Genomic DNA, 12514 nt, shown 5'->3' on the forward strand with positions numbered 1-12514 from the left:
GGCGATGGCCGTCGGCGACCGGCCGAGTCTAGCAACGGGCCTCCCCCGTAGAATCGCCCGGTGAAGATCATCGTCACCGGCGGCGCCGGATTCATCGGCAGCAACTTCGTCCACTACGCGGTCGCGAGCACCGACCACACGATCACGGTGCTCGACAAGCTCACCTACGCCGGCAACCGCGCATCGCTCGCGGGGCTCCCGGAGGACCGCGTGCGCTTCGTCCAGGGCGACATCTGCGACGCCGCGCTCGTCGACGAGCTCGTCTCGACCCACGACGCCGTCGTCCACTACGCGGCCGAGAGCCACAACGACAACTCGCTCGACGACCCGCGCCCCTTCCTCGACACCAACGTGATCGGCACGTTCACGCTGCTCGAGGCCGTGCGCCGCCACGGCGTGCGCTTCCACCACATCTCGACCGACGAGGTCTACGGCGACCTCGAGCTCGACGACCCCGCGCGCTTCACCGAGTCGACGCCGTACAACCCGTCGAGCCCGTACTCGTCGACGAAGGCCGGCAGCGATCTCCTCGTCCGCGCCTGGGTCCGCTCCTTCGGCGTGCAGGCCACGATCTCCAACTGCTCGAACAACTACGGCCCCTACCAGCACGTCGAGAAGTTCATCCCCCGCCAGATCACGAACGTGCTGCGCGGCGAGCGCCCCAAGCTCTACGGGAAGGGCGAGAACGTCCGCGACTGGATCCACGCGAACGACCACTCCTCGGCCGTCATGACGATCCTCGACCGGGGCGTCATCGGCGAGACCTATCTGATCGGCGCCGACGGCGAGAAGAACAACAAGCAGGTCGTCGAGCTCATCCTCACCCACCTCGGGCAGCCGGCCGACGCCTACGACCACGTCACCGACCGACCCGGGCACGACCTGCGCTACGCGATCGACTCGAGCAAGCTGCGCACCGAGCTCGGCTGGGCGCCCCAGTACTCCGACTTCGAGGCCGGTCTCGAGGCGACCATCGCCTGGTACCGCGACAACGAGGCGTGGTGGGCGCCGCAGAAGGACGCGACCGAGGCGCGCTACCTGGCCCAGGGCCAGTGACGATGACGCGCTACCTCATCACGGGGGCGGGCGGGATGCTCGGCCGCGACCTGCAGACCGCCCTCCGCGGGCGGGCGGTCACCGCGGCCGCGCGACGCGAGCTCGACATCGCCGACGCCGACGCGGCCCGCGAGGCGGTGCGCGGCCATGACGTAATCATCAACGCCGCCGCCTACACGAAGGTCGACGACGCGGAGTCGCACGAGGACGACGCGCTGCGGGTCAACGCGCTCGGTGCGGAGAACCTCGCGCGGGCCGCCGCCGAGGAGGGCGCCGTCCTCGTCCAGCTCTCCACGGACTACGTGTTCGACGGCACGGCGACCTCGCCCTACGCGGAGGATGCGCCGCTCGCCCCGGTGTCGGCCTACGGCCGGACGAAGGCCGAGGGCGAGCGCCGGGCCCTGGCCGCGCATCCGGACGGCACGATCGTCGTGCGCACCGCCTGGCTGTACGGGCAGCACGGGCCGAACTTCGCCGCCACGATGCTCGCGCTCGCCGCGCAGCGCGCCACCCTGACCGTCGTCGACGACCAGCGCGGCCAGCCGACCTGGACCCACGACCTCGCCGAGCAGATCGTGCGCCTCCTCGACTCGGGCGCGCGCTCGGGCGTCGTGCACGGCACCTCGTCGGGCGAGACGACGTGGTTCGGCTTCGCCCGAGCGGTCTTCGAGGAAGCCGGGCTGGACCCGGAGCGCGTGCAGCCCACCGACTCGTCGACGTTCGTCCGCCCCGCACCGCGCCCGGCCTACTCGGTGCTCGGACACGACGCCTGGGCGCCTCTCGGGCTCGAGTCCATCCGCGACTGGCGCTCCGCCCTCGCCGACGCGTGGCGCTCGGGGGCTATCGCCCGCCCGTCCGCGTAGCGGGCTGGACCAGGTCGCGCGCGATGTCGATCGCCCCGCGGCTGTAGCGGGAGTAGCGTCCCGCGATCACGCCGGCGAGGATGCTCGGCAGCCGCAGCGGCTGCGCGTGGGGCATGGAGGCGCGGGTCCGCTCGTGCGCGAGCTTGGCACGCGCGAGCCGGAGGGCGTCCGCCCGGTCGGGCCGCTGCTCGAGCCGCTCGACGAGGGCGGCGGCGCGGGCGACGAGCCGCGGCGCCCGCTCGTCGCGCGGCTCGCGCAGCCGCTCCCAGCGCCGTGCCCACGTGACCTCGCTCGCGCCGATGACGTTCGCGCCGTGCTGGCGGTAGTCGAGCCACGGCTCCGGCACGAGTCGCAGCCCGCCGTCGACGGCGGCCATCATCGCGAGCCACTCGTCGTGCACCCACGACTCGGGGAATGGCATCGACCGCTCGGCGAGCTCCCGTCGCAGCAGCACCGTCGCCCCCGTCACGAGGTTGCGCCGGATGAGCACCTCGAGCGCGGCACCCCGCTCCAGGAGCGCGATCTCGCGCGGGCTCGCCTCGAGGGTCGAGAGCAGGCGCGCGCCCGAGTCGCGGCCGTCCGCATCGACGAGCCGGGCATCCGTGTGCACGAGGAGGACGGCCGGATCGGCGAAGAGCGGGAGGAGGCGCGCGAGGCGACCGGCGGGCCACACGTCGTCCTGGTCGCTCAGAGCGACGACGTCGCCCGAGCACGCCGCGATGGTCTGCTCGAAATTGCGGGTGACGCCGAGAGGGGCGTCGCGCTCCATGATCCGGAGAGCGATGGTCGAGTCCGGATGCTCTGCCCGGTGCCGCGCGACCGCCGCGCGGATTACGGCGACCGTGCCGTCCGTCGACGCGTCGTCGCCGACCACGAGCTCCGCGGGCGCGGGCTCCTGGTCGAGGATGCTCCGCACCTGCTCGCCGGCGTACGCCGCGCCGTTGTGCGTGCACAGGGCGACCGATACCGCCAGCGGAGAGCCGGGCGACGGCGGGGCGGAGGGCATGACCCCAGCCTAGAAGCGCGCGACAGTACGATGACATCACCATGAGGACGGATGCGAGCGACGCCGGCGAGCGCGTGGGCGTCGTGACCGTGGCCTACCGCTCCGACGCCGTGCTGCCCGGGCTGCTGGCCTCCCTGCACGCCGCGATCTCCGAGCCGTTCGCGACCGTCATCGCGGACAACCTCCCGGCGGAGGGCGGCGCGGCGCGCGCGCTCGCCGAGGCGCACGGCGCTCGGTACGTGCCGCTCGCGGAGAACCCCGGCTACGGCGGGGCGGTCAACGCCGCCGTCGCCGCCCTGCCCGACTCGGTGCGGTGGATCGTGGTGAGCAACCCGGACGTCGAGTTCCGCGCCGGCTCGATCGACGCGCTCCTCGCGACGGGCGAGCAGGACGAGCGCATCGGCGCGGTCGGACCGGCTGTGGAGAACTCCGACGGCACCGTGTACCCCTCGGCTCGCGCGATCCCGTCCCTGCGGACGGGGATCGGGCACGCCCTGTTCGCCAACATCTGGAAGTCGAATCCCTGGACGGCCGCGTACCGGGACGGGGCGGTCGTCTCCGGCGAGCGCCGCGACGTCGGCTGGCTCTCCGGCTCGTGCCTCGTCGTCCGCCGCTCGGCCTTCGAACGGATCGGCGGTTTCGACGACGGCTACTTCATGTACTTCGAGGACGTCGACCTCGGCCACCGCCTCGGTCGTGCGGGCTACCGCAGCGTCTACGAGCCGTCCGCGCGCGCGCTCCACACCGGTGCGCACTCGACGGGGGCGGAGTCGGCGCGGATGGTGCGGGCGCACCACGAGAGCGCGAAGAGATTCCTGCGCGGGAAGTACCGCGCCTGGTACCTGTGGCCCGTGCGCGCGGTGCTCACGGCGGGGCTCTCGCTCCGGTCGGCCGTCATGACCCGGACGGTGGGTCGACGGGACTAGCCCTCCGCGCTCCAGCGAGCGTCGAGGGTCCGGGTGAACGCTGACGCGTGCTCCCACGTCGGCAGGAGGCCCGCGGCCCGCGCGTCGAGGAGTGTCGGCGCCTCGAGGTCCTTCGGCGACAGGAGCGGCTCGCCGGCCTCCGCCGGGAACTCGAGCCCGACCGTCTCATCGAGCGGCGTGACGCCGTGCTCGGCGGCGGGGTTGAAGACCTCGCTCACGAGGTAGGTGACGGTGGAGCCGTCCTCGAGCGAGACGAACGCGTGCCCGAGCCCCTCGCCGACGTAGACGGCGCGCCGGTCGACGGCGTCGAGGCGCACGGCCTCCCACTTCCCGAAGGTCGGCGACCCGACCCGGATGTCGATGACGTAGTCGATGACGGCGCCCGCGGTGACGGTGACGTACTTCGCCTGGCTGGGGGGCACGTCGGCGAAGTGGATGCCCCGCACGACGCCGCGCCGGGAGACCGATCCGTTGCCCTGGCGCAGGTCGAGCGGATGGCCGACCGCCTCGGCGAGGGCGTCGAAGCGGTACCACTCCCAGAAGATGCCGCGGTCGTCGGGGAACTGCCGCGGGGTGACCTCGAAAGCGCCGGCGATGGTGAGCTCTCGGATCTGCATGCGATCGAGTCTAGATCGGCGCGGCAGCGCGAACCGGCGGCGCGGACGACGCTCCGAGCACCCCCGTTCGGGGGTGGACCGTTCGCGCTGGTAGGGTCGGCGCGGGGCGGACCCGGCCCCGGGGAGAGGAGGCGCGCGCATGTCCACGACGACCCTCCGCGTCATCCTCGATCAGGTCGGCACCGAAGCGCCCTCGGGCATCGGCCGGTACGCGCTCGAGCTCACGAAGCAGCTCATCCTCACGGCGCCCCGCGGCTGCGAGGTCATGGGCATCGTGCCGTCCTCCCCGCAGACCGAGTACGACCGGATCGAGCTCGAGCTCCCCGGTCTCTCGCGCGTGTTCAAGAGCGCCCTCGATCGCGGCCAGCTCCGCGCCGCGTGGCAGCACGGCTTCACGCGCCTGCCGGGCACGGGCATGATCCACGCCCCGAGCCTCTTCGCCCCCCTCTACCGTCACGACCGGATGAACTCCCCCGCGGAGCAGATCGTCGTCACCATCCACGACGCCGTGCCGTGGACGCACCCCGAGACCCTTCCGGCCTCGGCGGTCTCCTGGAGCAGGGCCATGGCGAAGCGGGCTCACCGCTATGCCGACGCGATCGTGGTCCCGACGCACGCCGTCGCCGAGCAGCTCGGCGCGGCCCTCCCCTTCGGCGATCGCATCCGGGTGATCGCGGGCGCCGTGAGCAGCGCGCTCACCGTGCCGGCGGATGCCGCGGAGCGCGCCGAGCGCCTCGAGCTTCCGAACCGCTACGTGCTCGCCGTGGGTCCGTTCGAGGCGAGGAAGGGCATCGCAGAGCTGCTCTGGGCTCTCGCCGACACGCACGCCCCCGACATCGCGCTCGTCCTCGCCGGCCCGACGAGCGGGGCCGACGTCGACCTCGACGGCATCAGGAAGGATGCGCGGCTCTCGCCGGAGCGCGTCGTGGCGCTCGGCACGCTCGACGACGCCAACCTCGCGACGGTCTACGACCGCGCGGAGGCGGTCATCGTCCCGAGCCTCGCCGAGGGCTTCGCGCTGCCCGTCCTCGAGGCGATGAGCCTCGGCACGCCGGTCGTCCACTCCGACGCGCCCGCGCTCGTCGAGCTCGCGGCCGACGCCGGGCTCGTCGTGCCGCGGGAGGACTTCGCCGGCTACCCGCGCCGGCTGGCGGACGCCATCCGGCGCATCCTGGAGGAGCCGCTGCTCGCGGACGACCTCGTCGTCCGCGGCCACGACCGGGCGCGCGCCTTCAGCTGGCGCGACTCGGCGGAGAAGACCTGGCAGCTCCACGCCGACCTCTGATCGCGGTCAGCCCTCGTCGTCGGGGTCGAGCGCCTCGGCGATCATCGAGCGCGCGAGCTCGTAGTCGGGCTCGACGTTGTCGATGGCGGGCGGGGTGAGCTCGACATCGGCGATGGGCAGCTCGCGCGCCTTCACGGCGAGATCGCTCAGCACGCCGAGCATCGACTGCGGGATGTCCGTGCGGACGACCTGCGTGCCCGCGCTCGCGATCGATTCGAAGCGCGTGAGCACGGTCGCCGGCTCAATCTGCCGCAGGATCGCCTCCTGGATCTGCCGCTGGTGCGCCATGCGGTCGAAGTCGGTCAGGTTGTAGCGGTTGCGGGCGTACCAGAGCGCCGTGGCGCCGTCCATCCGCTGCTCCCCGGCCTCGATCCGCCCGACGACCGGCCCGCCGTTGATGCCGAGGTCCATCCCCTCCGCGTCGACGACGACTCCGCCGAGCGCATCGATGAGCTGCGCGAAGCCCTGCATGTCGATGAGCACGGTGTACTGCACGGGTAGCCCCGTGATGCCCTCGACGGCGTCGCGCATCGCCTCGATGCCCGGCGTGCTGCCCTCGCGCTCGGCGTCCGGGTACAGCTCCGGGTGCTCCTCCGCCCAGGGGTAGAGGTAGCTCACGAGGCACTCGTCGCCGCAGTCGAAGCCGGTCGGCCACTCCTCCCAGAGCGGCGAGTCCTCCGAGAACGGCGCGTTGTAGAGGTTGCGCGGGATCCCGATCATGGTCACCGCGCCCGTGCCGGCGTCGACGCTCGCGAGGCTGATGCTGTCGGGGCGCAGCCCGATGCGGTCGGGGCCGGCGTCGCCGCCGAGGAGCAGGATCGTGTACCGGCCGTCGATCGGCGCATCGATGAAGCCCCCGGCGAAGACGCTCCCGAGAGTGTCGCGGCCGATGCCGGTCGCCCACGCCGCCCAGCCGGTGCCGCCGACGGCGAGCACGAGCGAGAGCGCGACGAATCCGGCGAGCGGGCCACGAGCGCGGGGGCTCGCCCGCACGATCCGCGCGAGGGTGAGCGCGTTGATCGTGGTCGCGAGCCAGAGCACGGCGTAGAAGATGAGGCCGAGCTGCGCGATCCACAGCACGACGACGTTCGTCGCGATGGTGAGCGCGACGGGCCGCGCGACGAGCATGAGCACGACGGCGACGAGCACGACGCCCCACAGGACGAAGGTGGCGCCGACCGCGAACCGGCCCCACCTCCGGTCCCCCGCGAGAAGCTGCGCGGAGCCCGGGATGAGCAGGTTGAGGCCGAGCAGCCACCAGGCGCGCTTCGCCATGAGCTCCGGCTGGCGCGAGTCGGGGTGCCGCAGCGGCGAGGTGAGGCTCACCGCGCGCGGGAGGCGACCGCGGTCTTGAGCGCCTCGTTCTTGGCGGCGACCGCCTGCTCGAGCCCGGTCGCGAAGTCGGCCAGCCGCTCGGCGACCACGGCATCCGTCGCCCCGATGATGCGCGCGGCGAGGATGCCCGCATTGCGCGCCCCGCCGATCGACACGGTCGCGACGGGGATGCCCGCGGGCATCTGCACGATGCTGAGCAGCGAGTCGAGCCCGTCGAGCGTCTTGAGCGGGACGGGCACGCCGATGACGGGGAGCGTCGTGACGGACGCGATCATGCCCGGCAGGTGGGCGGCGCCGCCGGCGCCGGCGATGATGGCGCGGATGCCCCTGCCGGCGGCCGCGCGGCCGTACGCGATCATCGCGTCCGGGGTGCGGTGGGCGCTCAGCACCTCGACCTCGCAGGGGATGCCGAACTCGTCGAGCGCGTCGACCGCGGACTGCATGACGGACCAGTCGGAGTCGGAGCCCATGACGACGGCGATGAGGGGTTCAGGCACGAGTGCCATGGTAGGCCTCAGTCGTCGAAGTGGGCGGCCGCGGCGCGCGCCCGGTAGGCGACGTCGTCGAGGTCGGCGCCGATGGCCGTGACGTGGCCGGCCTTGCGACCGGCGCGCGGCCCCTTGCCGTAGGCGTGCACCTTCGCGCTCGGCTGGTGGCCGAGGGCGGCGGCGATGCGCTCGGGCGGGAGGGCGCCGAAGACGTTGATCATGACGCTCCAGTCGGCGAGAGCATCCGTCGCCCCCAGCGGCCAGTCGAGGACGGCGCGGAGGTGCTGCTCGAACTGGCTCGTCGTCGACCCGTCGATCGAGAAGTGGCCGGAGTTGTGCGGGCGCATCGCGAGCTCGTTGACGAGCACGCGGCCGTCGGAGGCGTGGAAGAGCTCGACCGCGAGCACGCCGGTCACCTCGAGCCCGTTCGCGACGGTCGTGGCGATCTCGGCCGCGGCGCGCTCGGCGGCGTCGCCCGCGTGCGGGGCGGGCGCGATGACCTCGGCGCACACGCCGCCGCGCTGCACCGTCTCGACGAGCGGCCACAGGCGCACCTCGCCGCTCGGGCGGCGCGCGACGAGCTGGGCGAGCTCGCGCTGGAAGCTCACGAGCTCCTCGACGAGGACGGGGCCGTCGGCGAGCCAGTCGTCGGCGCCGTCGGCGGCGTCCACGACGCGGACGCCCTTGCCGTCGTAGCCGCCGCGGGGCGTCTTCACGACCGCCCGGCCGCCGTGGTCGGCGAGGAAGGCGGCGAGCTCGTCGCGGGACTCGACGCGCGCCCAGTCGGGCATCGGCACGCCGAGAGCGCCGAGCCGCTCGCGCATGAGCAGCTTGTCCTGCGCGTAGAGGAGCGCGTCGGGGCCGGGCCGCACGGCGGCGCCGGCGGCGACGAGAGCCCTGAGCACCTCCTGCGGCACGTGCTCGTGATCGAAGGTGATCGCGTCGCAGCCCTTCGCGAAGTCGAGGACGGTGCGGGCATCCCGATAGTCGCCGACGACCGTGGCGGCGAGTCGGGCGGAGGAGTCCTCCGCCTCGGCGAGCACCCGGAGCTCGATGCCGAGCGCGACGGCCGCGGGGATCATCATGCGCGCGAGCTGTCCTCCGCCGATGACGCCGATGACGGGCATGCGGGCTCCTCCTCTAGATTGGGGGCTTCCCGTCCATTGTGGTGCACCCCGGAGGCCGCATGCCCCACCTGCTCGCCCAGTTCGCCCGCTTCGGCGCGGTCGGGCTCGTCGGGCTCGCGGTCGACATCGCGCTCTTCAACCTGCTGCGCGTGACCGTGCTCGCGCCCGAGGTCATCGCCGAGGGGCCGATCATCGCGAAGATCGTCTCGACCTCGGTCGCGATCGCCGTCAACTGGGTCGGCAGCCGCTACTGGAGCTTCCGCCTCCGGCGCCGCCGGCCGGCCGGGCGCGAAGCCGTCGAGTTCGCGATCGTCAGCATCGGCGGCATGGTCATCGCCGTCGGCTGCCTCGTGATCTCGCGCGAGGTGCTCGGGTTCACGAGCCTGCTCGCCGACAACATCGCCTCGAACGTCGTGGGGCTCGGCCTGGGCAGCCTGTTCCGGTTCGCGCTGTACCGCTGGTGGGTGTTCCATCCGCGGCGGGATGCTCGAGCCGCGTCGCACGTCGTCTGACCCCGCGCGGCGGGGGCGCGCAGCCGCACGGCACGGGCGTCAGCCCGCGATCGGCGTCGCGCCGGTCTGCCTCCTGGCCTCCGCGACCGAGCTCCTGCTGTGCTCCATGAGGTCGGAGATCGCCTCCTGGACGAGCGCCGCCCGGGGCAGATCGCGCAGCACGATCGGCCGATCGAGGCCCGTGTTGACGAGGATGTCGCCCGAGCGGAACAGCCGCTGCAGCCCCGACTGACGCAGCGAGACGTCGTAGCTCCTGCTGTGCAGGACCTCCTGGCGCGTGCGCACGCCGAGGCCGCGGCGCACGACGATCCGGCGCGTCGTGATGAGCACGTGGCTCGCGAGCCACCGGATGTAGGGAACGAGACCGAGCAGGAGTATCGCGAGGGCCCCGACCGCCGCGACGGCGATGCGCAGCCAGGGCTCGTCGAGGGCGAAGGCGCCGTAGACGGCTGCGCCGGAGGCCCCCACCACGACGAAGACGGGCAGCACGAGAGTGCGCGCGTGGGCGCGCAGGAGCACGATGACGCGCTCGGGCTCACGGAACTCCCCGGTCATGCCCTATTCATAGCGCAGGTGCGTCACGTCTCCGGCCGACACGGCGACGAGCGCCGAGGAGCCCCCGCCGGGACGGACGAGGAGCCGACCGTCGTCGTCGAGGCCCTCGGCGACGCCGCGCAGGGGCGCGAGCCCCGGCTGGTCGACGCGCACCGCCGCGCCGAGCGTGTCGAGCACGGGCTCGACCAGTGGGCGCAGCGCCCCCGCGGTCGGCGCCTCGCGCCACCGGGCGACGAGATCGCGGAGGGCGCGCAGATACGCGGCGAGCGCGCGGTCGGCGAGCGGGGCATCCGCCTCGCCGTCGGCGACGCCCTCGATCGCGAGGGAGGTCGCGGTCGGCACCGGCAGCTGCTCCTCCGTCATGCGCGTGTTGAGCCCCGCGCCGATGACGACGCCGTGCGCAGTGAGCTCGGTCAGCACCCCCGAGATCTTGCGGCCGTCGACGAGCACGTCGTTGGGCCACTTGAGCCCCGCGCCGGCGACGCCGAGCTCGCGCACGGCGCGCGTCATCGCGACGCCCGCGAGCAGCGGCAGCCAGCCGAGGCGCTGGGGGTCGGCGGCGCCCGGGTCGAGGCGCACGACGACCGAGATCGCGAGCGAGGCGCCGGGTGCCGCGCTCCACACGCGATCGAGGCGACCGCGGCCCGCCGTCTGGTCGTCGGTCGCGAGCACCGCGAGATCGGGCAGCTCGGCGGCCCTGCGGACGAGCTCGGAGTTCGTCGACGGGCTCGACGCCCGCCACTCCAGGTCGGGGGCGACGGCGCGGCTGAGGGGGAGCTCCATGCGTCGAGAGTACGGCGCGCTGGTATCGTGGCCGACCGCGCGACGGTGGTCGCGCATCCCCTGCAGGCCCCGCAGCGTCGCGAGGTGCGACGATCGCGACCACGAGGAGAACCGGCATGTCCGCAGCCACCCCGAGCACCGCATCCCCGCCGCGCGAGCTCTTCACCGGCCAGGTCGGCTTCATCCTCGCCGCGATCGGCTCGGCCGTCGGCCTCGGCAACATCTGGCGGTTCCCCGGGGTCGCGTACGAGAACGGGGGCGGGGCGTTCCTGATCCCGTACATCGTCGCGCTGCTGACGGCGGGCATCCCGATCCTCTTCCTCGACTACGCGATCGGGCACCGGTTCCGCGGCTCGGCTCCGACGGCGCTGCGTCGTCTCGGCGGCGCGCGCGCCGGCCGGCTGCTCGAGGGGCTCGGCTGGTTCCAGGTCGCGATCGCCTTCGTGATCGGCCTGTACTACACGGTCGTGATCGCGTGGGCGCTCAGCTACTTCGTGTTCTCGTTCGACCTGCGGTGGGGGGATGACCCGGCCGGCTTCTTCGTCGGCGACTACCTCCGCGTCTCCGACCCGGGGCTCAGCCTCGACTTCGTGCCGGGTGTCCTCATCCCGCTCGCCGTGGTGTGGATCGCCGTCATCGTGGTCCTCGGCCTCGGCGTCGCGAAGGGAATCCAGCGCGCCAACGTGATCTTCCTGCCGCTGCTGCTCGTCGGCTTCCTCGCGCTCGTGATCCGCGCCCTGTTCCTCGACGGTGCGGGCGAGGGCCTCACCGCCCTCTTCACCCCCGACTTCGCCGCGCTCGCGAACCCCGACGTGTGGATCGCGGCCTACAGCCAGATCTTCTTCTCGCTGTCGATCGCGTTCGGCATCATGATCACGTACTCCTCGTACCGCCGCCGCCGGTCGAACCTCACGGCGCCCGCGCTCGTCGTGGCGTTCGCGAACTCGTCGTTCGAGATCCTCGCCGGCATCGGCGTATTCGCGACGCTCGGGTTCTTCGCCGTGCAGCAGGGCGTGGCCGTCGGCGAGCTCGAGGGCCTCACGGGCGTCGGCCTGTCGTTCATCACCTTCCCGGCGATCGTGTCGCAGATGCCGGGCGGGCCGATCTTCGGAGTGCTCTTCTTCGGCTCCCTGGTCATGGCGGGGTTCACCTCGCTGCTGTCGGTCCTGCAGGTCGTCTCCGCGGGCTTCCAGGAGAAGTTCGGCGTCGGCCCGCGGGCCGCGGCCGCGACGATCGGCGGGGTCTCGGCGGTGCTGTCGGTCCTCCTGTTCTCGACGACGAGCGGCCTCATCGCGCTCGACACCGTCGACCACTACGTCAACAACATCGGCATCGTCGCCTCGGCCGTGCTCATGACGGTCCTCGTGATCGGCGTCCTGCGCCGCGGGGCCGAGCTGCGCGGGCACCTCTCGGCGGTCTCGACGTTCGCGGTCGGCCGGTCGTGGACGGCGCTCGTCGGCATCCTCGCCCCGATCGTGCTCGGCTACATGCTGATCACGCGGATCGTCTCCCTCGTGATCGACGGCTACGAGGGATACCCGGCCGAGTACCTCGTGATCGTCGGCTGGGGCGCGCTGCTGCTCATCGTGATCGGCGCGGTCGTGCTGACGGTGATCCCGTGGCGGCGATCGCCCGACGACTTCGCGCCCTGGCCGGCACCGGCCAAGCTGCCCTCGACGACGGAAGCGAGCTCCCGATGACCCCCACCGCCATCGCGTTCCTCATCGGCGCGATCCTCATCGTCTGGGGCGGGCTCGTCGCGAGCATCCTGCTGCTGCGCGCGCGCCCCGAGCGCACCGAGTACCCCGTCGGCGGCGAGCACGAGACCCGCGACGACGCCGGCCCGGCCGAGCGCGACACCTAGACGGCTCCGGTCGTCTCCGGGGCGGATGCTCGCTCTCAGCCGCCCGCGAGCGCGAGCGCCTCGGCGAGGGTCGGGGCGGTCGCCGGCCCCGGCCGCG

At 73.0% G+C, this 12514-nt stretch carries 14 protein-coding genes; 7 read left to right on the top strand and 7 right to left on the bottom strand.

The window, feature by feature from the left end; genetic code table 11:
• Positions 1 to 60: 60 nt before the first annotated feature.
• Positions 61 to 1056 (top strand): dTDP-glucose 4,6-dehydratase, encoded by a 996-nt coding sequence (gene rfbB, locus Q7T15_RS11005; RefSeq protein ID WP_304696230.1) that lies wholly within the window; start codon positions 61 to 63, stop codon positions 1054 to 1056.
• 2 nt (positions 1057 to 1058) lie between these two features.
• Positions 1059 to 1919 (top strand): dTDP-4-dehydrorhamnose reductase, encoded by an 861-nt coding sequence (rfbD, locus tag Q7T15_RS11010; RefSeq protein WP_304696232.1) that lies wholly within the window; start codon positions 1059 to 1061, stop codon positions 1917 to 1919.
• Here rfbD and Q7T15_RS11015 read toward each other — a convergent pair.
• Positions 1897 to 2925, bottom strand: coding sequence for a glycosyltransferase family 2 protein (locus tag Q7T15_RS11015; protein WP_304696234.1), 1029 nt, complete (start codon positions 2923 to 2925; stop codon positions 1897 to 1899). The two genes, rfbD and Q7T15_RS11015, sit on opposite strands and share 23 nt — an antisense overlap.
• 41 nt (positions 2926 to 2966) lie before the next feature.
• Here Q7T15_RS11015 and Q7T15_RS11020 point away from each other — a divergent pair, with 41 nt between their 5' ends.
• Positions 2967 to 3851 carry a glycosyltransferase gene (locus Q7T15_RS11020; RefSeq protein ID WP_304696236.1) on the top strand — a complete coding sequence of 295 codons (885 nt, stop codon included), beginning with the start codon at positions 2967 to 2969 and terminating at the stop codon, positions 3849 to 3851.
• Here Q7T15_RS11020 and Q7T15_RS11025 read toward each other — a convergent pair.
• On the bottom strand, positions 3848 to 4468 hold the full coding sequence (locus Q7T15_RS11025) for a dTDP-4-dehydrorhamnose 3,5-epimerase family protein (RefSeq protein WP_304696238.1): 621 nt from the start codon (positions 4466 to 4468) through the stop codon (positions 3848 to 3850). The genes Q7T15_RS11020 and Q7T15_RS11025 overlap by 4 nt on opposite strands.
• A 139-nt stretch (positions 4469 to 4607) precedes the next feature.
• Between Q7T15_RS11025 and Q7T15_RS11030 the strand changes: the two genes are divergently transcribed.
• Positions 4608 to 5753: a glycosyltransferase family 1 protein gene (locus Q7T15_RS11030; RefSeq protein WP_304696240.1), complete on the top strand. Its 1146-nt coding sequence runs from the start codon at positions 4608 to 4610 to the stop codon at positions 5751 to 5753.
• Positions 5754 to 5759: 6 nt separating this feature from the next.
• On the opposite strand, the gene Q7T15_RS11035 is transcribed toward Q7T15_RS11030, so the two are convergent.
• The 3 genes from Q7T15_RS11035 to Q7T15_RS11045 are packed head-to-tail and all read right to left on the bottom strand — an operon-like array spanning position 5760 to position 8703.
• Positions 5760 to 7079, bottom strand: coding sequence for an LCP family protein (locus Q7T15_RS11035; protein ID WP_304696242.1), 1320 nt, complete (start codon positions 7077 to 7079; stop codon positions 5760 to 5762).
• A complete protein-coding gene (gene purE, locus Q7T15_RS11040; RefSeq protein WP_370689145.1) occupies positions 7076 to 7594 on the bottom strand; it encodes a 5-(carboxyamino)imidazole ribonucleotide mutase in 519 nt (172 codons plus the stop codon). Before purE ends, Q7T15_RS11035 begins: the two co-directional genes overlap by 4 nt.
• 8 nt (positions 7595 to 7602) lie before the next feature.
• Positions 7603 to 8703 (bottom strand): 5-(carboxyamino)imidazole ribonucleotide synthase, encoded by a 1101-nt coding sequence (locus Q7T15_RS11045; protein ID WP_304696244.1) that lies wholly within the window; start codon positions 8701 to 8703, stop codon positions 7603 to 7605.
• A 59-nt stretch (positions 8704 to 8762) separates the two neighbouring features.
• Between Q7T15_RS11045 and Q7T15_RS11050 the strand changes: the two genes are divergently transcribed.
• On the top strand, positions 8763 to 9215 hold the full coding sequence (locus tag Q7T15_RS11050) for a GtrA family protein (RefSeq protein ID WP_304696246.1): 453 nt from the start codon (positions 8763 to 8765) through the stop codon (positions 9213 to 9215).
• Between the two features lie 39 nt (positions 9216 to 9254).
• Here Q7T15_RS11050 and Q7T15_RS11055 read toward each other — a convergent pair whose 3' ends face one another.
• Together Q7T15_RS11055 and Q7T15_RS11060 are read right to left on the bottom strand one after the other, a co-directional pair.
• Positions 9255 to 9770 carry a PH domain-containing protein gene (locus Q7T15_RS11055; protein WP_304696247.1) on the bottom strand — a complete coding sequence of 172 codons (516 nt, stop codon included), beginning with the start codon at positions 9768 to 9770 and terminating at the stop codon, positions 9255 to 9257.
• A gap of 3 nt (positions 9771 to 9773) precedes the next feature.
• Positions 9774 to 10553 carry a biotin--[acetyl-CoA-carboxylase] ligase gene (locus tag Q7T15_RS11060; protein WP_304696249.1) on the bottom strand — a complete coding sequence of 260 codons (780 nt, stop codon included), beginning with the start codon at positions 10551 to 10553 and terminating at the stop codon, positions 9774 to 9776.
• A gap of 116 nt (positions 10554 to 10669) precedes the next feature.
• Between Q7T15_RS11060 and Q7T15_RS11065 the strand changes: the two genes are divergently transcribed.
• Together Q7T15_RS11065 and Q7T15_RS11070 are read left to right on the top strand one after the other, a co-directional pair.
• Positions 10670 to 12253 (top strand): sodium-dependent transporter, encoded by a 1584-nt coding sequence (locus Q7T15_RS11065; protein WP_304696251.1) that lies wholly within the window; start codon positions 10670 to 10672, stop codon positions 12251 to 12253.
• Positions 12250 to 12417 (top strand): methionine/alanine import family NSS transporter small subunit, encoded by a 168-nt coding sequence (locus Q7T15_RS11070; RefSeq protein WP_304696253.1) that lies wholly within the window; start codon positions 12250 to 12252, stop codon positions 12415 to 12417. The genes Q7T15_RS11065 and Q7T15_RS11070 overlap by 4 nt, the downstream gene beginning before the upstream one ends.
• Positions 12418 to 12514: the final 97 nt, after the last annotated feature.

The organism is Microcella sp. (genome assembly GCF_030645145.1).
Taxonomy (GTDB): domain Bacteria; phylum Actinomycetota; class Actinomycetes; order Actinomycetales; family Microbacteriaceae; genus Microcella.